Origin of the sequence: Chryseobacterium sp. GP-SGM7 (assembly GCF_049166575.1) — a bacterium.
Taxonomy (GTDB): Bacteria; Bacteroidota; Bacteroidia; order Flavobacteriales; family Weeksellaceae; genus Chryseobacterium.
The window spans coordinates 323,907-347,266 of sequence record NZ_JBMHFF010000003.1 but is presented as its reverse complement, the minus strand read 5'-3'; the positions used below and the strand labels follow the sequence as shown (position 1 = coordinate 347,266).

At 33.8% G+C, this 23,360-nt stretch carries 24 protein-coding genes; 8 read left to right on the top strand and 16 right to left on the bottom strand.

Going from position 1 to position 23,360, the window contains the following annotated elements; all coding sequences use genetic code 11:
* Positions 1 to 42: 42 nt before the first annotated feature.
* The 10 genes from ACOOWA_RS14030 to ACOOWA_RS13985 form a co-directional block, all read right to left on the bottom strand.
* On the bottom strand, positions 43 to 1,617 hold the full coding sequence (locus ACOOWA_RS14030) for a sodium:solute symporter (protein WP_421376371.1): 1,575 nt from the start codon (positions 1,615 to 1,617) through the stop codon (positions 43 to 45).
* A gap of 270 nt (positions 1,618 to 1,887) precedes the next feature.
* The gene (locus ACOOWA_RS14025; RefSeq protein WP_421376114.1) at positions 1,888 to 2,169 is read right to left on the bottom strand and encodes a GNAT family N-acetyltransferase; all 282 of its coding nucleotides are present in this window, start codon (positions 2,167 to 2,169) and stop codon (positions 1,888 to 1,890) included.
* Between the two features lies 1 nt (position 2,170).
* The gene (locus tag ACOOWA_RS14020) at positions 2,171 to 2,569 is read right to left on the bottom strand and encodes an OsmC family protein (RefSeq protein ID WP_421376113.1); all 399 of its coding nucleotides are present in this window, start codon (positions 2,567 to 2,569) and stop codon (positions 2,171 to 2,173) included.
* Complete coding sequence (locus ACOOWA_RS14015) at positions 2,569 to 2,787, bottom strand: (4Fe-4S)-binding protein (protein ID WP_421376111.1); 219 nt, start codon at positions 2,785 to 2,787, stop codon at positions 2,569 to 2,571. The genes ACOOWA_RS14020 and ACOOWA_RS14015 overlap by 1 nt, the downstream gene beginning before the upstream one ends.
* A gap of 29 nt (positions 2,788 to 2,816) precedes the next feature.
* Positions 2,817 to 3,350, bottom strand: coding sequence for an NADPH-dependent FMN reductase (locus ACOOWA_RS14010; RefSeq protein ID WP_421376110.1), 534 nt, complete (start codon positions 3,348 to 3,350; stop codon positions 2,817 to 2,819).
* Positions 3,351 to 3,373: 23 nt separating this feature from the next.
* A complete protein-coding gene (bla, locus tag ACOOWA_RS14005) occupies positions 3,374 to 4,246 on the bottom strand; it encodes a subclass B3 metallo-beta-lactamase (RefSeq protein ID WP_421376108.1) in 873 nt (290 codons plus the stop codon).
* 38 nt (positions 4,247 to 4,284) lie between these two features.
* Positions 4,285 to 5,184 carry a pirin family protein gene (locus ACOOWA_RS14000; protein ID WP_421376107.1) on the bottom strand — a complete coding sequence of 300 codons (900 nt, stop codon included), beginning with the start codon at positions 5,182 to 5,184 and terminating at the stop codon, positions 4,285 to 4,287.
* Positions 5,185 to 5,387: 203 nt separating this feature from the next.
* On the bottom strand, positions 5,388 to 5,705 hold the full coding sequence (locus ACOOWA_RS13995) for a GNAT family N-acetyltransferase (protein ID WP_421376105.1): 318 nt from the start codon (positions 5,703 to 5,705) through the stop codon (positions 5,388 to 5,390).
* Between the two features lie 86 nt (positions 5,706 to 5,791).
* Positions 5,792 to 7,195, bottom strand: a complete 1,404-nt coding sequence (locus ACOOWA_RS13990) for an MFS transporter (protein ID WP_421376103.1) — start codon at positions 7,193 to 7,195, stop codon at positions 5,792 to 5,794.
* Positions 7,196 to 7,274: 79 nt separating this feature from the next.
* A complete protein-coding gene (locus ACOOWA_RS13985; RefSeq protein ID WP_421376101.1) occupies positions 7,275 to 7,709 on the bottom strand; it encodes a GNAT family N-acetyltransferase in 435 nt (144 codons plus the stop codon).
* Between the two features lie 172 nt (positions 7,710 to 7,881).
* On the opposite strand from ACOOWA_RS13985, the gene ACOOWA_RS13980 reads away from it, so the two are divergent.
* Together ACOOWA_RS13980 and ACOOWA_RS13975 are read left to right on the top strand one after the other, a co-directional pair.
* Complete coding sequence (locus ACOOWA_RS13980; RefSeq protein ID WP_421376099.1) at positions 7,882 to 8,757, top strand: aldo/keto reductase; 876 nt, start codon at positions 7,882 to 7,884, stop codon at positions 8,755 to 8,757.
* Between the two features lie 91 nt (positions 8,758 to 8,848).
* Positions 8,849 to 9,904, top strand: a complete 1,056-nt coding sequence (locus ACOOWA_RS13975; protein ID WP_421376097.1) for an NAD(P)H-dependent flavin oxidoreductase — start codon at positions 8,849 to 8,851, stop codon at positions 9,902 to 9,904.
* A 35-nt stretch (positions 9,905 to 9,939) separates the two neighbouring features.
* Here ACOOWA_RS13975 and ACOOWA_RS13970 read toward each other — a convergent pair whose 3' ends face one another.
* From ACOOWA_RS13970 to ACOOWA_RS13955, 4 genes are read right to left on the bottom strand one after another with little or no spacing between them, the layout of a single operon-like run.
* Entirely contained in the window at positions 9,940 to 11,277 is a 1,338-nt protein-coding gene (locus ACOOWA_RS13970) for a UDP-N-acetylmuramate--L-alanine ligase (RefSeq protein WP_421376095.1), read from the bottom strand.
* A gap of 9 nt (positions 11,278 to 11,286) precedes the next feature.
* Positions 11,287 to 11,721 carry a hypothetical protein gene (locus ACOOWA_RS13965; RefSeq protein ID WP_421376094.1) on the bottom strand — a complete coding sequence of 145 codons (435 nt, stop codon included), beginning with the start codon at positions 11,719 to 11,721 and terminating at the stop codon, positions 11,287 to 11,289.
* Positions 11,722 to 11,731: 10 nt separating this feature from the next.
* On the bottom strand, positions 11,732 to 12,538 hold the full coding sequence (locus ACOOWA_RS13960) for a lysophospholipid acyltransferase family protein (protein ID WP_421376092.1): 807 nt from the start codon (positions 12,536 to 12,538) through the stop codon (positions 11,732 to 11,734).
* A 29-nt stretch (positions 12,539 to 12,567) separates the two neighbouring features.
* Positions 12,568 to 13,197, bottom strand: coding sequence for an NUDIX hydrolase (locus tag ACOOWA_RS13955; protein ID WP_421376090.1), 630 nt, complete (start codon positions 13,195 to 13,197; stop codon positions 12,568 to 12,570).
* 254 nt (positions 13,198 to 13,451) lie between these two features.
* On the opposite strand from ACOOWA_RS13955, the gene ACOOWA_RS13950 reads away from it, so the two are divergent.
* The 6 genes from ACOOWA_RS13950 to ACOOWA_RS13925 all read left to right on the top strand — a co-directional run bounded on the left by ACOOWA_RS13950 (position 13,452) and on the right by ACOOWA_RS13925 (position 19,687).
* Positions 13,452 to 14,966: a hypothetical protein gene (locus ACOOWA_RS13950; RefSeq protein ID WP_421376089.1), complete on the top strand. Its 1,515-nt coding sequence runs from the start codon at positions 13,452 to 13,454 to the stop codon at positions 14,964 to 14,966.
* A gap of 162 nt (positions 14,967 to 15,128) precedes the next feature.
* A complete protein-coding gene (locus ACOOWA_RS13945) occupies positions 15,129 to 15,542 on the top strand; it encodes a hypothetical protein (RefSeq protein WP_421376087.1) in 414 nt (137 codons plus the stop codon).
* Positions 15,543 to 15,552: 10 nt separating this feature from the next.
* Positions 15,553 to 16,284: a CsgE family curli-type amyloid fiber assembly protein gene (locus tag ACOOWA_RS13940; protein WP_421376086.1), complete on the top strand. Its 732-nt coding sequence runs from the start codon at positions 15,553 to 15,555 to the stop codon at positions 16,282 to 16,284.
* Between the two features lie 11 nt (positions 16,285 to 16,295).
* Positions 16,296 to 16,703: a curli assembly protein CsgF gene (locus tag ACOOWA_RS13935; protein WP_421376085.1), complete on the top strand. Its 408-nt coding sequence runs from the start codon at positions 16,296 to 16,298 to the stop codon at positions 16,701 to 16,703.
* A 19-nt stretch (positions 16,704 to 16,722) separates the two neighbouring features.
* The gene (locus tag ACOOWA_RS13930; protein WP_421376084.1) at positions 16,723 to 18,090 is read left to right on the top strand and encodes a CsgG/HfaB family protein; all 1,368 of its coding nucleotides are present in this window, start codon (positions 16,723 to 16,725) and stop codon (positions 18,088 to 18,090) included.
* Between the two features lie 91 nt (positions 18,091 to 18,181).
* The gene (locus ACOOWA_RS13925; RefSeq protein WP_421376082.1) at positions 18,182 to 19,687 is read left to right on the top strand and encodes a carboxypeptidase-like regulatory domain-containing protein; all 1,506 of its coding nucleotides are present in this window, start codon (positions 18,182 to 18,184) and stop codon (positions 19,685 to 19,687) included.
* 508 nt (positions 19,688 to 20,195) lie between these two features.
* Here ACOOWA_RS13925 and ACOOWA_RS13920 read toward each other — a convergent pair.
* Together ACOOWA_RS13920 and ACOOWA_RS13915 are read right to left on the bottom strand one after the other, a co-directional pair.
* Positions 20,196 to 20,843, bottom strand: coding sequence for a response regulator transcription factor (locus tag ACOOWA_RS13920; protein WP_421376080.1), 648 nt, complete (start codon positions 20,841 to 20,843; stop codon positions 20,196 to 20,198).
* A gap of 721 nt (positions 20,844 to 21,564) precedes the next feature.
* Positions 21,565 to 23,127, bottom strand: coding sequence for an Rne/Rng family ribonuclease (locus tag ACOOWA_RS13915; protein WP_421376079.1), 1,563 nt, complete (start codon positions 23,125 to 23,127; stop codon positions 21,565 to 21,567).
* Between the last annotated feature and the right edge of the window lie 233 nt (positions 23,128 to 23,360).

The following is a 23,360-nucleotide window of genomic DNA, read 5'->3' as shown; positions in this document are numbered from 1 at the left end:
ACAAAAAGCGAAGTGGAGGGCGTATTAAACTGCCAAATAATCTTAAACCACCTTCAGATAATTCTTATTTTTCACCAACCACAATCCTATAAAGGTCAATAATCCATTCAGAATAATCAATTCTACGCCGATTCTGTAATCTGTATAATTGGTTACCAACATGTTGATAATATAAGTTAAAACCGGAGCCAAAAGCGTTACCGAAAGAATGGAATATTTTGTAGAGATTTTAAATTTAGTAAAGATTCCAAAAGCGAAAAGTCCGAGAAGCGGGCCGTATGTGTAACCGGCGATTTCCATGATGAGATAAACAATCGACTTGTCATTCATTGCTTTGAAAACCATAATTAAAATAAAGAAAACTACCGTGAAAATCAAATGGACTTTCATTCTTAAATGTTTTTTCTCTTTTTCTGTTTTGGTTTTAACTTCATTAAGATTAAGAATATCAACACAATACGAACTTGTAACAGCTGTTAAAGCGCCATCTGCCGAAGGGAAAAGCGCAGAAATCAAACCGATAATAAAAATCACCGAAATAATCATCGGAAAATGCCCCTGAAGTGATAAAGATGGGAATAAATCGTCTCCCATGACGTTGACAATTTTTCCGGCAGAATCTTTAAATCCGAAAACATTTGAAACGACCTCTTTTCCATCAACCAAAGTTGTAATTTGAGAATATCCTGCACCATTCTGTAAAGCAAAAAGATAAAGCAATCCGCCTAAAAACAAGAATGCAAGATTGACGAAAAGCAATGTTCCCGCAAAAGTCAGCATGTTTTTCTTTGAATTCTGAAGATTATCAACCGAAATATTTTTCTGCATCATTTCCTGATCCAATCCGGTCATTGCAATGGTAATGAAAATTCCGCCTAAAATAGTTTTCAGGAAGAATGTCTTGGAGTTAGGATCGAAATTGATAAAATGTGTATAATTTTTCTGTTCTAAAATCGTGTATGCTTCACCAAATGATAAATTCAAATTAGATAAAATGTAAACGATGCAGGCAATCAAACTGATGATCATAAACGAAGTCTGAAGAGTGTCTGTTATCACAATCGTTTTTACACCGCCTTCAAAGGTATATAAAAGTACCATTAATAAAAGCACCAAAGCAGTTACCCAGAAAGGAACGCCTAAACCTTCCAACAAAAATATCTGCAAAACATTGACGACCAAATATAATCTCGCAGTCGCACCAATTGCTCTTGAAACAATGAAAAATACAGAGCCTATTTTGTGCGCTTCTACATTGAATCTTTTTCCTAAATACGTATAAATCGAGGTCAGATTCATCTTGTAATAGAGTGGAAGAAGGATTGCTGCAACGATGAAGTATCCGATGAAAAACCCGATCACCATCATATAATACTCAAAACCACCGAAAATATATTCGCTTTCGGTCATTTTTCCGACTGTTCCCGGAACGGAAATAAATGTCACACCGCTTAAGCTTGTTCCGATCATTCCGAAAGCAACGAGCCACCATTTGCTTTTTTTATTACCGATAAAAAACGATTGATTGTCTGAGTTTCGGCTTGTAAAATAAGAGATTACTAATAAACCGATGAAATAAACAAAAACAAATAACAAAAGGATAGTTCCGGAATTCATGCTTGAAATTAATTTCAGCAAATATAGTTTTTTTTAGAATGTAGCAAGATGTTGGATGATGAATGCAAGATGTAGTTTAAGATTTCACGCAGATTACACAGATTACCACAGATTTTTTAATTTGCTATAAAAAGTTAGCCGCGAATACACGAATTTTTCATTTAGTTATTAAAATTTATTCGTGTATTCGTGGCAAAAAAATATTCTCAATCATCAGAGAAAATCTATATAATCCGTAGGATTTTCTTAGCCTTTATATTAAGCCTCACTCTACAAAACATCCTGCAAATCTTCATTTTTCTGAAATGTAGCTTTTGCAAACGGACAAAGAGGAATGATTTTTTTGCCATTTTCTCTTGCAAACTGTACAGCTTTTATCAGCATTTCTTTTCCAACTCCTTTTCCGTTGTAAGCTTCTTCTACTTCGGTGTGGTCGATAATGAATCTTTCTTCACCTGCCCAAGTATAAGTCATTAATCCGGCTCTGTTTCCATCGATTGTTGCTTCGAAGCTTCCGTGTTTTTCGTCGTTGTTTTGTTTTATGTCTATCATATTATGAAAATTTGGTTTGAATTTGAATTTCGTTAAGTAATATTTTGTGTACCGGACAAGCATCTGCAATAGCATGAAGCCTTTTCAGTTGGTCTTCGCTGAGATCACTTCCTTCAAAACTAATGTTTCTTTTGAAGACTGCCAATTTTGTCAGTGGGAAATTTTCCAGTTCTACTTCTACGTCGATGTTTTCAACGTTCCATTCTTTTCTGTCGATGTACATTCTGAGAGTTGCTGCGGTACAGCTCGCTAAAGATGTTGCGAGTATTTCAAAGGGATTGAAGCCTTTATTTTGTCCGCCTTTATCAACGGGTTCGTCGGTTATTAATTGGTTTTCACCTGCGACAACTTCTGTGTAATATTTTGTTGTTCCTAAACTTGCTTTTACAATAACTGACATTATTTCTCAATATTAAATTTATAACTTAATGCTCCGGAAGGGCATAAGTCTATCTGATTTTTAAGTTCTGATGGTGTTGCATTTTCAGCTTTCAGCCATGGTCTTTCTTTGGGATTATACACTTTTGGAAGTGTTTTTACACAAATGGCAGAATGGATACATTTTTTAGGTTGCCAAATCACTGTGATTTCTCCGTTTACGTATTCATGTGTTTCCATATTGTTTTATTGTGTTTTTTATGTATGGGTTAGTTATTGATTTTATTTTTAAAACTTTCAATTTTTTCGTTCAAATCTTTCAGCATTTCTGGGTTGATAACTCCACTTTCCAAATCAAAGTTTTCGTAAAATTTAGATAGAGAAAATGTTTCTTTTATATCGGCTCCGAAGTTCGGGAAAAATGTTTTTGCTGTATTCATAACATTTCCGCCACCATAGCCTCCCGGAGAAGTCGACATTAAAAACATTGGCTTATTCTGGTAAACTTTTACATTGATTCTTGAAGCCCAATCGAAAATATTTTTAAAAGCAGCCGAATAAGAACGGTTGTGTTCTGCTAAAGAACAGATAATGACATCGCATTCTTCAATTTGCTTTAAAAAATTGTGCGCTTCATCCGGAAAACCTTTCTTTTCTCTGTCAACCGAGAAAACAGGCATATCAAAATCATTCAAATCGATTAAATTGATTTCATCTTCCTTAAAACTTTTCATAACAAATTTTACCAATTCTCTGTTGATCGATGTAGAAGAAGTACTTCCTGCAAATGCTAATATTTTCATGATTAATATTCTTATTATTTAAATTATTTTTTCACTGAATCTTCCTTCACTTTTTCAAGATAATCATTCTCCAGATCTTTTAATTTTTTGAAATAATTTTCTTTATCCATAAACAATTTAGGATTATAAGCATCTCCCTCTTTTCTTTTTTTATGAAGGTCAAACTGGCTTGCGTGAGAAGCTACCCAAAGATCAAAATTCATTTTTTTCATCGCCTCGAAAGTATAAGCGTAATCTTTTTGAATACTTTGATAGGTTTTTACCTCAGAAAATTTCTTATCAATGATGATCGAAGGCAAATTGGCAATCAAAATCTTGTAATTTTTGTTTCCATCTTTGGTTTCAAGTATAAAACTACAAGATCCTTTCGTGTGACCGGGATGATGAAGCAGCGTTAAAACTGTGTTTCCCAATTTTATCTTATCGTTATTTTTCAAAAGAAAATCAGGATTTACAGGTTGAAAAGTGATTCCGTATTTTCCCATTTCATAGTCAGATTTTCCTCCGCTTTTGAGTTCTGCAGCATCTTTTTCGTCAACGTACAGTTTCGCTCCGGTTTCTTTTTTTATTTCGGCCATTGCTCCCATGTGGTCAAAATGAGCCTGTGTTAATGTTAAAATCTTAATGTCGTTATAATTAAAACCTAATTTCTTGATATTATTTTTAATAACAGGAAGAGAATCTTTCAAACCTGTATTGATAAGAATATTCCCTTTATTGGTAACAATTAAATAAGATGCCAGATCATAAGTTCCTACATAATAAAGATTTCCAACGATTTTGAATGGCTCATAACTTTGCGACCATTCTGCGGGGTTGTTTTTAGGCTCAGTAACAGTTTGAGCATTACTTAAAAAAGATGTAATGATTAATAATAGAAAAAATATTCTTTTCATAGAAATTGGTTTAAAATCGAAAAAATAAGCTTTAAAATTTATTTTCTGTTCAAAATAGCTTTCGGAAGCGGAACATATTCTCTTTCATCTCCCGGAACTAAAGGGAAAGATTCGTGATTTTGGTCGTTCCAGTCCACTTTTGCTTTGTCGATTAATTCTTTATCTGAACTGACGAAATTCCAGAATATAAAACGTTCTTCGTCAAACGGTTCGCCTCCAAAAAGATAAACTGTACCGTTTTCGCTCATTTCAAATTCGCATAATTCGGTGTTTTTAGCAATCATCAGTTGTTTTGAGCCATAAGAATTTCTGTCTGTTGAAACGGTTCCGTCTAAAACATACATTGCTGCTTCACCGTAAAGATCTTTTCCGATGCTGATTTTTTTGGCCTCCTTGGTTTTAATTTCAATAAAAAATAATTTGCTGTGAACCGGAACGGCAGACTTTCTTCCAAAAGCTTCGCCTGCAATTAATTTATACTGAATTCCGTTTTCTTCCCAGACCGGAATTTCATTGGCTTCAATATGATAAAAAGTAGGCTCTGATTGCTCCAAATGTTTCGGAAGACCCACCCAAACCTGAAATCCGTGAAGTTTTTTGTCAGTTGATCTAAGATATTCCGGAGTTCTTTCAGAATGTACAACACCTTTTCCGGCGGTCATCCAGTTTACTGCTCCGGGTTTTATTTCACGAGCACTTCCGATGCTGTCTCTGTGAAAAATAGATCCTTCCAAAAGATAAGTCAGTGTAGAAAGCCCGATGTGAGGATGCGGCGGAACATCCAGGTTCTGATAATCTTTCAATTCTGAAGATCCCATATGATCGATAAAAACGAAAGGTCCGACTGCTCTTTTTTCGCGGAAAGGCAATAATCTTCCTACCAAAAAATTTCCTATATCTGCAGATTTTTCTTCTATGATAAGTCCTATATTCGACATAATGATTGGTGATTTTAGTTTTTAAATTTAATTAAAGTTTTACAGGTAAGCATATTATTTTTATCACAAAAATCACAAAAAATACTTTTGTTTTTAAGTATAATTGCAATGAATATAAGAACACAAAATAGAAATCAAAGATTTTAAAAAACTAATGTGAATTGTGTGCTAAAACTTTTTGTGACTTTTGCGGTTCAATAAAATTAAAGTTTGTTGTAACCTTCAAATCTTTCATCAACAATACGTTTCCAATCTTTATTTTTTTTGATGAATGCAAAAACGTATGGACAAAACGGAAGAAGCTTTTTGCTGCTTTCCTCAATATACATCAAAGTCTTTTCTACGACAGCTGCTGCAGCTCCGGTTCCTGCCAATTCTGGTTCGGCTTCAGTATGAATTAAAGCAATTTGCTGACTTGTTTCTTTATAATCGATAAATGCAAAATGACCGTTAAATTCTATTTCAAATCTTTTTTTATCTTCATTTTTTACCAATGGAATGTTTTCAAATTCTGCTTTCATAATTTTTATTTTTTAATTTAAACAAAATTACTACACATTATCACAAGTGAAGTTGATGTGTGATAAGTTTTGAGGATGGCTGAAATTTATTCTTTAGCATTCATATTTCTGCCGTCTGAAACGTGGAGTCTCCTGAAAACCAGCGACGAAACTACCGTAAGAAGCCCTATTGTAAGAAATGTATACCGGAAAGCATTGTGGGTTTCGTTTCGAATTAATTCGGTATTGCTTTCGTAAATTTTTAAAACAATCAATCCGAAAGCGATTCCAAATCCTATTGCAAGCTGTTGATTTACAGATAAAAGGGAATTTCCGCTGCTGGTTTGAAAGTTTCGTAAATCTGCAATAGAAATCGTATTCATTGATGTAAACTGAATAGAATTAAAAAATCCTAAAATTGCAATCACCGGAATAAACCAAAATATCGAAGTGTGAATATCCGGAATAGCCAGACAGCAAATTAAGGTTCCAATTACAATGGTGTTAAGCATTAAAGTTCGTTTATATCCGTATTTATTGAGGATTTTAATAACATAAGTTTTACCAAACATTGCTGTTAAAGCCATCGGAGCGATAATCCAACCTGAAATCACTGCAGATTGACCGTACGCAATTTGTATCATCAATGGAAGCAAAAGCGGAACGGAACTGATTCCTAATCTTGTGGCGAGATTTCCTACAATTCCTACTCTGAAAGTTCTTACCTGGAATAGATTTAATGGAAATATAGGGTTTCCGCCTCTTTTGGCGTGGTGATAATAGTAATAAAGAAATAAAAATCCTAAAATGAAAACCACCAAAACCGGTGTAATGTTCTGCATATCTCCAAAAAGTTCGAGCGAAACGGATAATAAAAGTGAAGCTGCTGCAAAAATTAAAAATCCTTTTACATCAAAATCGGTGTCTTTCGAATTGTAATTCGGCATAAATTTCAAACCTAAAACAATTCCTAACAGTCCAATCGGAATATTAATAAGAAAAATCCAGTGCCAGGAAAGATAATCAACCATGTAACCACCAACCAAAGGACCGAGAACCGGACCAATCAATGCAGGAATAATTGCAAAATTCATTGCTTTTAGCAACTCATTTCTATCGAAGGTTTTTATTAAAGCTAATTTTCCAACGGGCGTCATCAAGCTTCCACCAACTCCCTGAATAACTCTTGAAATCACCAGATGTGTCAGATTCTGAGAAATCGCACAAAACAGAGACCCCAAACTGAACAACACCAAAGAAAAAACAAAAACTCTTCTCGTACCAAATCTATCAGCTAAAAATCCGCTTGCAGGCATAAAAACTGCCAAAGTAAGAACATAACTGATGATAGCATTCTGCATATTCAGTGGAGATTCTCCTAAATCTTTAGCAATAGAAGGCAAAGAAGTATTAAGAATGGTAGAATCGAGCATCTGCATGAAAATGGCAGTTGCTAAGATCAAAGGCAGAACTTTTTTTACGGTTTGACGGGGAGAGGTATTGGTGGGCATTTGTTTAAACTAGATGTATTTGGCTAAACCAATTTACAAAAATTAGTCCGAAATAGCTTATAATTTGCTCCTGAATTATCTATAAACTCATATGAATGATAGGATAATCTTTACCCGAACCATCTTTCTCTGATCTTCTAATTTTTTTAAATCCAATCTTTTGATAAAACCCAATCGCTTGTGGATTTTGCTCATTGACATCCACTTTTGTAAAATCTGTTTTGTCTTTTAAAAACTGGCATAAAATTTTGCCGAGGCCTTTTCCGTGGGAATTACTGTGAATAAAAAGCATTTCAAGCGTATCTTCTGAAACAGCACCAAATCCTTTAATTTCATTGTTGAGAGAAATTAAATAAACTTCGAGATTGGGCAAATAATCTTTAGGAATAATTTCTTTGAAATATTCAAAGTCGGCTTCAGATAGGAAATCATGAGTAGCTTTTACAGCAGATTCCCAAATTTCCGTAATTTTAGGATAATCTTCCGCACTTGCAATTCTGATAGAGTGATACATTTTTTGTTTTTATAAAAATAAAATTTTTTTTTTCGAGAGGGGCGAGTTCTGTAAATAAAAAGATGAGTAGTTAAAAATATTATAAAAATCAATTTTTTAAATAAATCAGTGTGTCAAATTATAAAACTTTATCCGAAATTTGAAAGACATTAAAAGATCAAAACAAAATATTATGAATCAAAAGAAATATTCAGGACAACCTGTGATTACATTGAATAACGGCGTTGAAATTCCCGCTTTAGGTTTCGGAGTTTGGCAGATGGAAAACCTTGAAGAATGCGAAAAGGCGGTCATTAAAGCAATTGAAGTAGGTTACAGAATGATAGATACCGCCGCAATTTATCAAAACGAAACTGCAGTTGGAAATGCTATCAAGAATAGTAAAGTAGACCGTGAAGATTTGTTTGTGACCTCAAAACTCTGGGTTCAGGATCACAGTTATGAAAAGACAAAATCAGCTTTCCAGAGAACGCTTGACCGTTTACAGCTGGATTATCTTGATATGTATCTTGTTCACTGGCCTTTCGGAGATTTTCCAGGAGCCTGGAAAGCGATGGAAGAATTGTATAATGAGGGGAAAATCAAAGCAATCGGGGTTTGCAATTTTACGATTGAAAAATTAGAAGAATTAAAGTCAAATTCTACCGTTTCTCCGGTTATCAATCAGGTTGAACTGCATCCTATTTTCCAGCAAAAAGAACTTCGTGTGTACAACAAAGAAAACAATATTATTACGCAACCTTGGAGTCCGCTTGGAAACGGAAATGCAGAACTTTTAGACAATTCTTTGCTTAAAAAGATTGCATTTAATCATAATAAATCAATTGCTCAGGTAATTTTGAGATGGCATTTGCAGGAAGGTTTCTGTGTGATTCCAAAATCGGTGACGCCTTCGAGAATTGAGCAGAATTTTGATGTGTTCGATTTTGAACTTTCTGAAGATGAAATGAATGTTGTCCGTTCTTTAGATACCGGAAAAAGATTGTTTTTTGATCCTAAAGATCCGGCTTGGGAAGAGAAGATGCTGAATGTGGTAGCGGATATTTAACAGAATCTCTCGCGGATTTTGATGATTTAGCAGATGTTGAATTTTGAAATCTGTATTATTTGCTTAATCTGCGGGATTTAAAAGAAAATTTATGCATTTTTCAAATACAATTAGCAAAATATTCAACACAAAATATCCCATTGTTCAAGCTCCGATGTTTGGCGTAAGTACTCCGGAAATGACAGTTTCAGCTGCAAAAACGGGTTGTTTAGGTTCATTGGCATTGGCGGATCTTTCTGCTGAAAAATCCATTGAATTAATTCAAAAAACAAAGAAACTAACCAATCAACATTTTGCGGCCAATATTTTTGTTCATCAGATCCCAGAAATTACGGATGAACTGAAACAGCAGTATTTTAAAACCAAAAAATTCATTGAGGAATTGGCATTTAAAAATAATATAGAAACCAATCTTACTGATTTAGAAGATATTAAAGTCAATTCTTATCACGAACAAATCGATGCTGTAATTGCAGAAAACTGTAAAATTTTAAGTTTTACTTTTGGAAATTTAGACCAGCAAAGCATTCAAAAATTAAAAGAAAACGAAACGGTTTTAATAGGAACTTGTACTTCTGTACAAGAAGCTTTAGAATTAGAAAAATCCGGAATTGATGTTATTTGTGTTCAGGGAATTGAAGCAGGCGGTCACAGAGGAAGTTTTGCTTCTGAAAATATCCCTCGAATCGGTGGATTTTCTTTGCTTTCTCAGGTTTATGATTTGGTAAAAGCTCCGTTGATTTATGCAGGTGGAATTTATAATGGTAAAACTTTAAAAGCTGCGCAGGAATTGGGAGCGCAGGGTTTTCAGGTGGGAAGCATTTTGCTGGCTTCAAAAGAAAGTGCTTTGCAGGATTTTGAAAAGGAAAGATTAAAAAAAGTCAATGAAAATGAGATTGTTTTAACGAAAAGTTTCTCTGGGCGTTATGCAAGAGGAATCAGAAACAAATTTATCGAAACCATTGAAAATTCAGAATATATTTTACCGTACCCTTATCAAAATAAACTGACGGGAGAATTGAGAAGAATCGCAAGAACGACTAAAAATGCTGAGTTTGTCAATCTTTGGGTAGGTCAATCTATTATGAATTACAGTGAAGATTTTACACAAGAAATCTTAGAAAAACTCATTCAGGATTATGAATAAAAGAAAACTCCTTTCAAATCGAAAGGAGTTTTTTATTATTTTGTTAAATCCAAACCACCGAAATTTCCGGAACTCATCATCATATAAACGCCTTGGGTTTTATCTAATAATTCCCAGTATGCATGAAGTTCTTCGGCATTGGTAAAGACTTTCAGGTTTTCATTTTCAAATTTCTCTTTAATTAATTCAGGAGAAATAGGTTCCATTCTTTTGATTTTTAAAGCATCTTCAGAATAGAAAACGATGGCTTCATCCAATCCGTCCATTGCGTGGTCATATTGTTCAAGAAAGACAGGATTTAAACTAGAATAAGTGTGAAGTTCAAGAAAGCCATATTTTTTTTCGTTTTTAAACTGTTCACAGAATGCTTTTACGGCAGCTTTTACTTTGCTTGGTGCGTGCGCAAAATCTTTATACAAAATTCCTTTGTCTTCTCTTTCTACTTTTTCAAGACGCTTTGATGCGCCTTTGAAGCTCATGATGGCATCGTAAAACTCTTCATCCATAATTCCCAAAGTGTGGCAAATATTTCTTGCACCTTCAAGATTTAATAAATTGTGCGCTCCAAAAACAGAAAGCGGAATGTCTCCCATTTCGGTTTTTAAAAGCACTTTTCCGTTGCTGATTTCGTATTCCGGAGTTCTGTACGGCATTTTTCTGAAATAATTTTCAGCATTTTCCACTACTTTTACAACCTCAGAATCTTCTTCATTATAAACCAAAACGCCACCCGGCGTAATGCTTGCAACAAATTTTCTGAACTGCTCAATATAATCGTCAAACGTTTTGAAAACATTGATATGATCCCAAGCAATTCCGCTCATTAAAGCGATATTGGGTTGGTATAAAAGAAATTTTGAGCGTAAATCAATAGGAGAGGAAAGGTATTCATCGCCTTCTAAAACCATAAAATCGTTGTCTTCCGTCAGTTTTACCATACAGTCAAAGCCTTCCAATTGCGCTCCAACCATATAATCTATCTCTTTCTGATGAAAATTCAGAACGTGGAGAATCATTGATGTAATCGTTGTTTTTCCGTGTGAACCGGCAATTACGACTCTGGTTTTGGTTTTCGACTGTTCGTAAAGAAATTCAGGATATGAATATATTTTTAAACCCAATTCTTTTGCTTTAGCCAACTCAGGATTGTCTTGATGAGCGTGCATTCCAAGGATTACCGCATCAATATCAGACGTAATTTTTTCAGGAAACCATCCCAATTCTTCAGGAAGAATTCCTTTTTTTTCTAATCTCGACTTCGAGGGTTCAAAAATAGCATCATCCGAACCTGTAACCTGATATCCTTTATCTTTAAGAGCAATGGCAAGGTTGTGCATTGCGCTTCCACCAATAGCAATGAAATGAGTTCTCAACTTATTTTCTTAGTTTTTTACGTTGTTATTAATGATTTCCTGAAAATGTACCGTAATATTTTCCCAATTGGTTTTGTAATTAGGCATAATTAAACTTCCATCATTCTTGCTGCTTTCATTTGCGCCTTTCTTAATGTTGATGGATGTTGTCACATTATCATAAAATTTCTTGTGATCTTCCTGAATTCTCCTGAAATTGTTTTTTGAAAGTGTTTCGTCTAATTTTTTCAGGTCTTCATTAGATATTTTAAAGTTTTTCTTTATTTTTTTATCTTGTCCTTCAAAGGAATAATGAGCATCATTTCCTTTAATTAAAAGGTTTTCGTAAGACGGTGCGTAACCACCACTTTTAGAATAACTGATATCAAAATCTGAATATTTTTTCTGACTGTTACACGAAAGTACCATCAAAATAATTAAAAATACTCCTAAAATCTTCTTCATTGTTATCGTTTTAGTTTTGAGAATTGGTTGGGTCAGATTTTTTAGCTTTAATTTCTTCATCGTAAGTATGGAGAATATTAAAATCTTCAGTCTGCTCAATGGCTGTCATTATTTTAAGAAGAATTTGCTGGGCATTCTCGTTATCGTAATCGATGTCTAATGGCTTTTTAAATTCCATTGTTGGTTTTACTCCGGTTACTTTTACACGAAGACCTTTTTTATCAAACGCTCTTCTGAAGCCATTTATTTTAATTGGAATTACAATTGGACGCTGATTTTTAACCAGTTTTGCCGTTCCTTTTCTTCCCTGAGCAAAAGCTGCAGTCGTACCTTGAGGAAATGTAGCAACCCAACCGTTGTCCAGAGCTTTCATAATATTGTCAATCTCACCGAGATCTACCATTCTGTTAACATTTTTACCTTCTGCTCTCCAGGTTCTTTTTACGGTAACCGCACCTGCAATTTTAAATATTTTTGGAAGTATCCCTTTATTCATCGTTTCTTCCGCAGCTACATAATAAAAATCTACTCTTGGATTCAATAGATAAATAGGATTTTTAATCGTATTCAAATAGCCATTATTTACCGCACAAAAAGCGTGATACATGGCTGCAACATCAGCAAAATAAGTTTGATGGTTGGATACGAAAAGTACATTTGAATCCGGAAGATCTACTAAATTCTCTGTTCCGGTAATTTTAAGCTTATTGAAGCCGTTGAATCTTCTGTAAGACACAATTCCCAGAATAAAAATGATAAATCTTTTTAAGAAATACGGTGTTCCGAACGAGTCGGTAAAAATGTTCTTCTTCGCCATTTTTTAAATCAAACAATTTGTGTGCAAAATTACATTTTTTTTATCAACTGGCTGAATTCACTAAGGATCATGGCTGTAGCTCCCCAAATAATATATCCGTTAAAATTAATGACGGGAACTTCATGACCTCCTGCTCCCGGAAGCGCCATAATTTCAGGACTGTCTGGTAAATTCAGAAATGAGGTGATCGGAAATTCAATCACTTCTACCGCTTCGCTTTGCTGTAAAATAAATTCCGGATTTTTTTTGGTGTAAGAAATATACGGATAAACATAAAAATTACTTGGCGGAATGTAGATTGGTGATAACTCTCGAATAATCCTTACATAATGTTTTTCAAGACCTATTTCTTCGGATGTTTCACGAATGGCGGTTTCGGCAAAATCTTTATCCATCTCTTCACGTTTTCCTCCCGGAAGAGAGATTTGTCCGCTGTGTCGGTCTCTTTCGTTGGTACTTCTTACAATTAAAGGAAAATACCATTCATTATCTTTTAGATATAAAACAATATTTACGGCAGCAAATTTTGGATTTTTTTCTAAAACCTCATCATAAGTAAATATTGGTCGGGAAGGCGGCGAAAAAACACCATGTGCATTTGAGCCAGCCAATTCAGCATTTTTTATTTTTCTTAAAAGATCTTTTCCAAAACTTTCCATAGCTCAAATTTACTAATATATCTTGTAGAAAGGAAGCCGGAAAATGTTAATTATCGATAATTTTAAGATTAAAACTTACCCCGTAATTATACGGATTCACTTTGTAACTAATAGCCGTTAGAAGGCAAAACTGGAAACGGTTACAATACAAACTGCATCCAGTGATTTTTTCAATTTACTATTTTCCCGTGGTTTTTTCCTCATTTTGTGCCTCTATCTTTGTCTCACTATTAACCAACTAAATTTTAATTAAAATGAAAAAATTAGTAACAGGAGCATTTGTTGTTCTATCAGCAAGCTTCGCTTTAGCCCAAAACAGTGATAATACTGTAACACAAACCGGAAACAGTAATTCTGCTACTGTTACGCAGCAAAGTCTTAGTACATTTGGTAATGAGAATGTATCTGACCAAAATGGTACAGGAAACACAATCAATGTAAAACAAAGAAGTAATACAGGTCGTAACAAAGCCGAAACAACTCAAAACGGATTGTTAAACGAAGCTACCGTGTCTCAAGGACAGGGTTTTTCTGCTGGCGGAGTTGAAGTAAAACAAGATCAGAATGGTATTCTAAATAGAGCTACGGCTACACAAGAATATACATGGCAGTCGAAGATTGATCAAAAACAAGCAGGAAGCTTCAATACTGCAAGAGCTACACAAGGCGGTGCAGATGTGAGATCTAATATTAAACAAGATCAGGACGGTTTAAGTAATACAGCTACAGCTTCACAAAGTCAAGGAAGTTATGTGCGTCCGACCGGAACTTGGAGTACAGCAAATGATATTAAGCAAATTCAAGATGGTAATTTTAACACATCTACAGGTACTCAGGTTGGATATTTAAATGACTTAGATCAAGTTCAAGATGGTAATTTAAACCGAGCTACTTCTACACAGATTGGTGAAAGACATACTGCATCTCAAGATCAGGATGGAAACTTAAACGTTGCGACTGCTACACAGACCGGTGTTCATCAAACTGCAAATCAGAATCAGGATGGTAATTTAAATAATGCTTCTGCTACACAGGGAGGAAATGATAATTCTGTAACACAAAATCAAAACGGAAATTCAAACCGTGCGACAACTAATCAATCTGGTGGTTCTTCCTGGAATGTACAATCTCAAAACGGTAACAACAATGTTGTTTCTGCTAATCAATCAGGCGGTATTTACAACGCAGCAATGCAGTCGCAAAGTAATAACAGAAACAATGCATCTTTGGATCAGGTAGGAAGTTATAACGAAGCCGGACAATACCAAACAGGTTTGAGAAACTTAGCAGATGGCGACCAAACTGGTAATCGTAATTCATTAGACATGAACCAAAATGGTAATGATAATGAAGCATTTGCTACTCAAAATAATAATTATAACAAATCTGATATCGACCAAATCGGAAATGATAACTATGCAAGATCAAACCAAAGTGGTTCTGCAAGTGCCACAGGAAATATGAATTCTGTTAAAATGTATCAAAAAGGAAATGATAACAGCGCTATCGGAGAACAGTCTATTGGAAATAGCAATAATTTAATTGCTAACCAATATGGTAATGATAATAGTTCTGAAAGCTACCAAATCGGAAGTAGTAACACTGCAACAATCAACCAGGGTTCATCTTCAATGGCAGCAAACAGTAACGAGTCTTACGTTACACAAAACGGTAATGGAAACATGGCTGCTGTAAGCCAAATGACAAGCGGTAATACTCATACTTCAATGCAAATGGGTAATTCAAATACAGTGACAGTCAATCAGTAAATTTAAAATACATTTTTTTGCAAGAGAAACTTCGGTTTCTCTTTTTTTTGTCTATGCGTATTTATACGGTGTGCAATAACCGAAATCAGTGATTTTTTGTGAGTAACTGTTTAACGTGTTTCGTAAGGCGTTGTATTCAAGTACCTTTAAAAAAAATAAAACATGAAAACTTTTGAGAAAATATTTATTACCCTTGCTTTGCTTTTTGCAATAACAACACAGTCACAGACCACAGACTGGAATCTTATCAATAGTCAAAATGCACTCGATATGATCAGTATTCAGAATTCAAATCCTGCAATTTCTACATCTTACGGTTCACAAGTTGTGCAAATGGGAAGTAATAACAATGCAGATTTACAGCTTAATGCAAAAACAAATATTGTTATACAGCAACTCGGTGATCAAAACAGCATTTATTTTAATAATTCTTTTTCTACTAAAGAAAGTAAATCGGCAATTACCACCCAGGGAAATAATAATATTATAGATATAACCGGTACCAACAGTATTTCAGAAGGTTTACATCTCAATATTAAAAGTGATAATAAGACGATATTTATGAGAAATTATTAATAAAATCTCTATGAAAAATTTAGTCTTTTTATTTCTGAAAGCTTTCTTTATCTTTTTGTCTGTCTGTTTATATGCACAGGAAGATAAAGGCATTGTTGCAAAAATTGAGAAAAACGTAATAGAGAAACAGCTTTTAGTGAAAGCGGCTGTTACTAATAATTCTTCCATTTACAGAGAGCTAAATTATCTCCTGGTCGCTATTAAAAAAGGAAGCAGCGGAAATCTTTCAAACAATAAACAAAGCGGAAAGTTCTCTATAAATCCGGGTGAAACCAAATCTTTATCTGAACTCAGCGTAAATCTTGATAAAAATGATGCCCTTAAAGCTTATTTATACATAAGAGACGAAGAAAACCAAAAACTTATTTCGAAAGACAGTCTTGAAATCAATCAGAATTTTCTGAAAAATAAGATTGCAAAAGTAGAAAGTGATGTCGTTTTTGAATTGCGAGGTCTTACCATTGACGAAACGAAGACAAAAGTTGGCAAAGATTTCTACGACCAGTTTTATATTCAATACAATCAGCTTCCGGAAAAGAGCAGCTCTGCAATTAAAATTATTGAATTGCCGACAAGAGGTACAAGCGGACAGATTACTATTGAGATTGACGATAAAATGATCTACGGCTTTGTCACCAATCCCAGTGAAGAATTTATTACCGAGCAGGTTTTTAATGCTCTTCGATACATTAAAGAATTTACAGCGAGCAAAAACCTTGTGAAAAATGAATTTATCTACTAAAACCAGCTACCATGAAAACCATAGCAATTTTTTTAATTTTCTTGTCAGGAACTTGCCTGATAAAGTCACAACAATTGGTCTATAAACCCATCAATCCTGCTTTTGGTGGTGACACCTTTAATTACCAGTGGTTATTAAGTTCCGCAAGCGCCCAAAATCAGTTTGACGATAACAAAATCAGTAATCTGTTGGGTAACTCCAGTTCTTTAGATAGTTTTACTCAGAGTCTTAACCGGCAGGTTTTGAGCCAGCTTTCTTCAAAACTTTTTCAGGATCAGTTTGGAAGTGGGGTAATACAGCCAGGAAACTATCTTTTTGGTTCTCTTTATCTGCAGATTACTGCAACAGCACAGGGAACGATGATCAGTATCTTGGATACCAATACGGGAGAACAGTCTGAGATTGTGATTCCAAAATAAAAAAACTAAAAACTATACCATGAGATTTTTTTTAACTATCAGAATTATATTCTGTATGCTCTTATTGTATGCCCTACAATCGTGTGGAACCGCAATGAGTTTTACTTCTAATAAAGAGGTCTCAACGATGGGTGAGATTACTGCTCACACCACAGAATTGCGAAATTTACCATTGCCTAAAGAGAAAATTGTCATTGGTGTTTATAAGTTCCGGGATCAGACCGGGCAATATAAACCCTCTGAAAACGGGGCAAACTGGAGTACTGCAGTACCGCAAGGTACAACCACCATCCTTATCAAAGCTTTGGAAGACAGCAGGTGGTTTAAACCCATCGAAAGAGAAAACATTGCCAATCTTCTCAACGAAAGACAGATTATTCGGTCTACAAGACAGGAATATTTAAAAGATTCAGATAAGAACAGTCAAAATTTACCGCCATTATTATATGCAGGGATGCTTTTGGAAGGCGGAGTAATTTCTTACGACAGCAATGTTATGACCGGCGGAATTGGCGCAAGATATTTCGGGATCGGTGCTTCTTCACAATACAGACAAGACAGAATTACGATTTACCTTCGTGCAGTTTCTACTTTAAATGGTGAAATTCTAAAAACCGTTTACGTTTCTAAAACCATCCTTTCTACCAGTGTAAACGGAAGTTTTTTTAAATATATCGATACTGAAAGGTTAATGGAAGCTGAGGTTGGTTTCACGCAGAACGAACCGATTCAGCTGGCTGTAACAGATGCGATCGAAAAAGCGGTAAAATCACTGATTATTGAAGGTATTAAAGATAATATTTGGGGCAAGTCATTAGACAACATGGCAAACTATCAAAAAATTGTAGACGATTATGATTTGGAAGCTCAAAAAAATACCAACAGACAAATTGGAAATATTTACGCTACTGCAGAAAGATCAAAATTTTCTTTATTTGGTCAGGTTGAAGTTAATCAGGTGAGAAACGATTATGTAAATCCTGTTGCACAGTTTGGTTTAAAAGGTGGCGTGAAATATTTTTTCGATAAAAATTTCAATGTAGAATTAAACGCTTCAGCATATAGATTGGAAAACCAGGGGATTCGAAGACGCACTTTCATATCTCCCGAATTTAATTTAGAATATTTTCTTTTACCAAAATATAAATTCTCACCATTTATCTATGCCGGAGTCGGTGCCATGTTTTCCACTGAAGATGTAAAATACAAATCACAATTCGGAGGTGGTTTTGAATATCTGGCTTTTAAAAACCTTGGAGTGAGACTTTCTTCCCAATACGATATAGGTTTTTCAGATGATTGGGATCTTCTCAAAAACGGAAAGAGAAATGATCATGCTTTGAGATTTGGTTTAGGTCTTAACTTTTATTTTGGCAATAAAAACTAATAATGATGAAATCGCCATTAGTAAACTTTGTAAAAAAACAGTGGTAAAGATTGGCGATAACATATGACCTCTAAAAAAATAAAAACTACATATGAAAACTTTTATAAAAATATTTACCCTTTTCGTTTTACTTTTCACTTTAGGATCGTGCAACGAAGAATTGGTAGAGCAATCACAATCTGGTGTTCTTAAAGGTAAAGTTGTGAAAAAAGGAACCAACGAACCTATTCCCAATGCAAAAGTAATCACAACGCCGAGTACGCAAACCGTATTTAGTGATAAAGATGGTTTGTTCGAAATAAAAAATATTCCATTAGGAAATTATTCTGTGAAGGCTGAATTGTCGGGATATGTTGCCAATTTTCAGGCAGTCAATATTCAGGGTGAAAATCAAACCGTTACCATAGTTTTTGAAATGAGCGATGATGATTCTTTAAACTCGCCGCCTACAACTCCTGTATTGCTGAGCCCGATTGATAATGCGGTGAATCAACCTTTAACAGTTGAATTAAAATGGAATTCTACTGATCCCGATACTTCTGATGTTTTAAAGTACAGATTAATTGTTAAAAATAATATCAATACCAACGTTGTTGAGGTGAATGATCTTACAGCTAAAAATTATACACTGAATAATTTACAATACGGAGTGAGCTATTTTTGGCAGATTGCAGTTTCAGATGGTATTCACCCAGAAGTTTTGAGTGCTGTATTCAAGTTTACAACCAGTACAGTTCCTTCAAACCGTTATCATTACGTACAAAAACAAAACGGAAATCTTGTGATTGTTTCAAGTGACAGTCAGGGAAGTCATTTTCAGTTTACACAAACCATGTACAACAGTTGGCGACCGCGAAAAAACAATAATGCAGGCTTAGTTGCATTTCTAAGAACTGAAGGTGGCGGAACTCATATTTATACGGCAAATCCGGACGGTTCAAACCCGTTTAAAGTAACGCAGATTCCGGTTTCAGGTTTTAATAATTATGAGATGGATTTTGCATGGAGTACCAATGGAAACACTTTGATTTACTCCAGTTTTGATAAATTATATAGAATCAACAAAGACGGAAGCGGTCAGCAATTATTGTACACAACACCCGATGGAAGCTTGATTACAGAATGTGACTGGAGTTATGATAACAGTAAAATCGCTTTAAAAACCAACAATTTTAACGGATATAATGTGAAGATTTATATCATTGATATGCTTGGAAATGTTACTAAAAATATTTTAAGTGGAAGTTCCGGAGCTGCAGGCGGATTGAATTTTTCTGTTGACGGACAAAAATTATTGTACACAAGAGATGTTTCAGGCTATCAGGATTCAAATTACAGACAACTCGATTCCCGAATTTTTATTTATAATTTAGTAACGAATGTGATTTTGGATGTTTCTACAGAAAGTGATAAACCTACAGGAACCAACGATCTTGATCCGAGATTTTCACCAAATGACTCGCAGATTATCTTGATGAATACATCCAATGATAATATTTCACAGAAAAACGTCGTAGTTATTGACCTGAATACTTCAATGATTGATTTTGTTCGAACCACACTTTTTACCAATGCCGAAATGCCGGATTATGAATAAGATTATTAACTAAACATTTTCTCGCAGGTTGTTAAATTTATAATGGGATTAAAATCTGTGAGAATAAGAAACAAAGTAAAACTTTAAATAAACTTATTTGTAATTTGAAATAATTGAAAAAATTATGCATACGCATAGTTTGCAATAATTAATTTTTATCTCTATTTTGTCATTCTGAAAGAATCTTAATACACTGAAAAAAAATAATTTAGATCCCTCCGGAATGACAAAAAGGCTGTTGATTTTATGGATATGACCTAAAAAGGACATACATCAAAAATAGAAATCTTTTATAAGTGAAACTTAAAAAAAAATGATTTTAAAAAAAAAACTTTGTGCACTTTGTGTTAAAATTAAGATTCATAATTGATCGCACCATCAAAATTTAAATAAGCAGTTCAAATATTTATTAATTTTGTAAACTTTTGCATCTAATTTCATAAGATTTGTAGCAAAAAAAGATCTAAACTTTTTGAGTTTAGATCTTTTTGTTTTAAAGATTAAATTTTTAGTTGAAAATATTATTCTCCAAAGCATATTTCACAACACCCACCGAATTTTTCACATTCAGCTTTAAAAGAATTCTTTTTCTGTGTGTTTCCACTGTGTTAATGCTGATGAAAAGTCCTTCGCTGATGTCTTTACTGCTCAATCCGTCGCAGATAAGTTTTAAAATTTCCATTTCTCTTTTGGTTAAAGGATCTTTAATGTGAGAATTCTGTTTTTCCTGCTCATGACTGATGTAATTGATCATCATTTCTTTTGCGTATTCACAAATGTAGATCTCATTCCGAAGTAACGACTGAATTGATTTCAGAAACTCAGCATAAGAACTGTTTTTATCGAGATAACTTTTAATGCCCTTGTTGAAAAGTTTTCTGATCGATGATACATCAAAAGAATTTCCGATAATAATGATTTTGATGCTTTTGTTTTCAGTGAGAATTTTTTCGATTGAAGAATGCATTTCGGTAAGAACTAAAATACGGGAACTGATCATTAAAAAGTCGGGAGGGTCATTTTTGATATGGTTAAAAAGATTATCATATGAATTAAAGATTTCAATTGAACTAAAAATCTTGTCTTGAACTAGGAGTTTTGATAAACCTTCCGCATACAGCAAAGGTTCATCAAAGATGGTTAATTTAGGCTTCATCAGGTTTAGTTTTCAGTATATAAATATAATGAAAAAATATCACATTTTAGCCCAAATAATCCATTTATTTGATGTTTTTGCTGAAAAAATGAGCATTTTATTGTAAAAACTATAATTTGATGGTTTTTAAATCATGTATTAGTGAATATTTTTTATTTTTAGTTTTTTTAGAAAATTTAAAGTTGTTTATAATAGAGACTTAGCGAAGATTTTGTGTGGTATTAAGTGTGTATTTAATAAACAAGTAGGGAATTGTACATTTGCTTAGAGAATTATTTATTTTTTGAAAATTAAATTTTGCAATCAGTATTTTGAAATATTTAATCAGAAATTTAAAATACCATAAATTCTGATACTCACACAAAAATAAAGATGTTTAAACTTTTATAAGCTTTAGCGGCTTTGCGAAACTTATGCATAAATATTTTAAATTAAAATCTTAGTGAACTTAGTGTTCCAAATTAATAATTGATTCCATCATTTTACAGTTTTTTTTCATTTTATTAAAACTTAACGATAGATTTTACGGTAATTAGATTCTTCCAGAATGACAAATGAACTGCTAAAAATTTCCTTGAAACTAACACGAATAATTCCTAAAATTTAATTTAAAAAAATCAGTATTTTCTGCTATTTAAGCTTAAATATTGGAAATTATGATGAAAAATTGAAAAAATTAAAATAAAAAAGCCTCCGGAGTAGGAGGCTGTAAAATGTTTTTTTAATTAGAATATCCGCTCAATTCTTCTTTTTTAGAATTGTAGATTTTGTATTCTAAATACTTAAAAGAATCCCTAGGAATAATGGTTACCCATTTTTTATATTTCAAAAACCATTTCATTTGAATGCTTTTAAGACCTTTAGTAAGGTAAGCTTCAACAAAAGGATGTACATGCAGGTAAAGTTTTCCTTTATCACCTTTTTGCATGATGGTTCTGATGGTGTCTTCCATTTTCTCAACAACGACGATTGGAGCTATAATTTCTCCGTCTTTGTTGGGGTTTTCTTCTTTTATGTCGATCTGTTTTTCCGGACGGTTTCTCTGTCTTGTGATTTGTATCAAACCAAATTTACTTGGTGGCAAAATCTTGTGACGGGCTTTGTCCCGGCTCATTTCGGTTCTGAAATGTTCATAAAGATCTTTTCTGTGATCAGGGTTGGTCATGTCGATAAAATCTACAACAATGATTCCGCCCATATCACGAAGACGCAATTGTCTTGCAATTTCTGTAGCTGCCATTTTGTTCACATTCAGTGCGTGTTCTTTATTGGCAGTGTTTCCGGTGGTAATATTGTTTCCGGAGTTGACGTCGATTACGTGCAGTGCTTCTGTATGTTCTATCACTAAATAAGCACCTTTTGAACTTGGAATATTTACGTGTTTTCCGAAGCTTTGTTTAAGCTGTTTCTCAACATTATAATATTCGAGAAGAGGAATATGGGAATCATAAAACTGAACGATATTTTTACGTTCCGGTGCGATCACTTCCAGATAATTTTTCATTTCGTCTACCATTTGCTCGTCATCACAAAAGACGTTTACAAAATCCTGATTGAAGTTATCTCTTAAAATAGACGATGCTTTATCGTCTTCACTTAGGACTTTAGAAGGGACTTTATTTTTTTGAATATTTTTAAAAGTATTCTCCCATTTTTGAATCAGCTGATTCATATCATTGTGAAGATCAGCTACTTTCTTTCCTTCTGCCACTGTTCTGATGATGACGCCGAAACCTTCCGGTTTTATACTGTCAATCAATGTGCGAAGTCTTATTTTTTCTTCAGAACTGCTTATTTTTTTTGATATAGAAACTTTGTTATCGAAAGGTATCAAAACCAAAAAACGTCCTGTTAAAGAAATTTGAGTAGAAATTCTGGGTCCTTTTGTGGAGATTGGCTCCTTGGTAATTTGTAATAAAACGATATCATCTTTGGCGATGATCTTATCTACGGTTCCGTTTTTGTCAATTTCAGGCTGAATTTCAAAATTTTTCAGGCTTGAAGCTGTCTGTTTATTAGAAACCGAATCTTTTAAAAATTTTCGGTACGTAAGATATTGCGGTCCTAGATCCTGGTAATGCAGAAAAGCATCTTTATCGTAACCGATATTTACAAATGCTGCATTAAGATTCGGAGCGAGTTTTTTTACTTTTCCTATAAACAAATCACCGACTACAAAATCATTTTTGTCTTCTTCCTCATGAAGTTCGCATAGTCTACCGTCTTCCAGTAAAGCAATCTTTGTGAGATCACCTTCGTGTGAAACTATTAATTCTTTCTTCATTTTTAAAATTAAAGATAAAAAGATTGATGATGAAATTTGAGGATATGATGGATCATTTTTCTCAAATTTTTACTTGTTTTACATAACAAAATATAGTCGGTGAACATTAAAAAAATTTAAAAATCACCAACTATATTATATATTAAAATCCCGAAGGAGATTATTTTTTCTTATGTCTGTTCGCTCTTCTTCTTTTCTTTCTTTTGTGTGTAGCAACCTTGTGTCTTTTTCTT

What these genes read in the sequence shown, in the direction of transcription:
- ACOOWA_RS14030 (WP_421376371.1), bottom strand. Translation starts at nt 1,617, where the DNA reads ATGAATTCCGGAACTATCCTTTTGTTATTTGTTTTTGTTTATTTCATC.
- ACOOWA_RS14025 (WP_421376114.1), bottom strand. Translation starts at nt 2,169, where the DNA reads ATGATAGACATAAAACAAAACAACGACGAAAAACACGGAAGCTTCGAA.
- ACOOWA_RS14020 (WP_421376113.1), bottom strand. Translation starts at nt 2,569, where the DNA reads ATGTCAGTTATTGTAAAAGCAAGTTTAGGAACAACAAAATATTACACA.
- ACOOWA_RS14015 (WP_421376111.1), bottom strand. Translation starts at nt 2,787, where the DNA reads ATGGAAACACATGAATACGTAAACGGAGAAATCACAGTGATTTGGCAA.
- ACOOWA_RS14010 (WP_421376110.1), bottom strand. Translation starts at nt 3,350, where the DNA reads ATGAAAATATTAGCATTTGCAGGAAGTACTTCTTCTACATCGATCAAC.
- bla (WP_421376108.1), bottom strand. Translation starts at nt 4,246, where the DNA reads ATGAAAAGAATATTTTTTCTATTATTAATCATTACATCTTTTTTAAGT.
- ACOOWA_RS14000 (WP_421376107.1), bottom strand. Translation starts at nt 5,184, where the DNA reads ATGTCGAATATAGGACTTATCATAGAAGAAAAATCTGCAGATATAGGA.
- ACOOWA_RS13995 (WP_421376105.1), bottom strand. Translation starts at nt 5,705, where the DNA reads ATGAAAGCAGAATTTGAAAACATTCCATTGGTAAAAAATGAAGATAAA.
- ACOOWA_RS13990 (WP_421376103.1), bottom strand. Translation starts at nt 7,195, where the DNA reads ATGCCCACCAATACCTCTCCCCGTCAAACCGTAAAAAAAGTTCTGCCT.
- ACOOWA_RS13985 (WP_421376101.1), bottom strand. Translation starts at nt 7,709, where the DNA reads ATGTATCACTCTATCAGAATTGCAAGTGCGGAAGATTATCCTAAAATT.
- ACOOWA_RS13980 (WP_421376099.1), top strand. Translation starts at nt 7,882, where the DNA reads ATGAATCAAAAGAAATATTCAGGACAACCTGTGATTACATTGAATAAC.
- ACOOWA_RS13975 (WP_421376097.1), top strand. Translation starts at nt 8,849, where the DNA reads ATGCATTTTTCAAATACAATTAGCAAAATATTCAACACAAAATATCCC.
- ACOOWA_RS13965 (WP_421376094.1), bottom strand. Translation starts at nt 11,721, where the DNA reads ATGAAGAAGATTTTAGGAGTATTTTTAATTATTTTGATGGTACTTTCG.
- ACOOWA_RS13960 (WP_421376092.1), bottom strand. Translation starts at nt 12,538, where the DNA reads ATGGCGAAGAAGAACATTTTTACCGACTCGTTCGGAACACCGTATTTC.
- ACOOWA_RS13955 (WP_421376090.1), bottom strand. Translation starts at nt 13,197, where the DNA reads ATGGAAAGTTTTGGAAAAGATCTTTTAAGAAAAATAAAAAATGCTGAA.
- ACOOWA_RS13950 (WP_421376089.1), top strand. Translation starts at nt 13,452, where the DNA reads ATGAAAAAATTAGTAACAGGAGCATTTGTTGTTCTATCAGCAAGCTTC.
- ACOOWA_RS13945 (WP_421376087.1), top strand. Translation starts at nt 15,129, where the DNA reads ATGAAAACTTTTGAGAAAATATTTATTACCCTTGCTTTGCTTTTTGCA.
- ACOOWA_RS13940 (WP_421376086.1), top strand. Translation starts at nt 15,553, where the DNA reads ATGAAAAATTTAGTCTTTTTATTTCTGAAAGCTTTCTTTATCTTTTTG.
- ACOOWA_RS13935 (WP_421376085.1), top strand. Translation starts at nt 16,296, where the DNA reads ATGAAAACCATAGCAATTTTTTTAATTTTCTTGTCAGGAACTTGCCTG.
- ACOOWA_RS13930 (WP_421376084.1), top strand. Translation starts at nt 16,723, where the DNA reads ATGAGATTTTTTTTAACTATCAGAATTATATTCTGTATGCTCTTATTG.
- ACOOWA_RS13925 (WP_421376082.1), top strand. Translation starts at nt 18,182, where the DNA reads ATGAAAACTTTTATAAAAATATTTACCCTTTTCGTTTTACTTTTCACT.
- ACOOWA_RS13920 (WP_421376080.1), bottom strand. Translation starts at nt 20,843, where the DNA reads ATGAAGCCTAAATTAACCATCTTTGATGAACCTTTGCTGTATGCGGAA.
- ACOOWA_RS13915 (WP_421376079.1), bottom strand. Translation starts at nt 23,127, where the DNA reads ATGAAGAAAGAATTAATAGTTTCACACGAAGGTGATCTCACAAAGATT.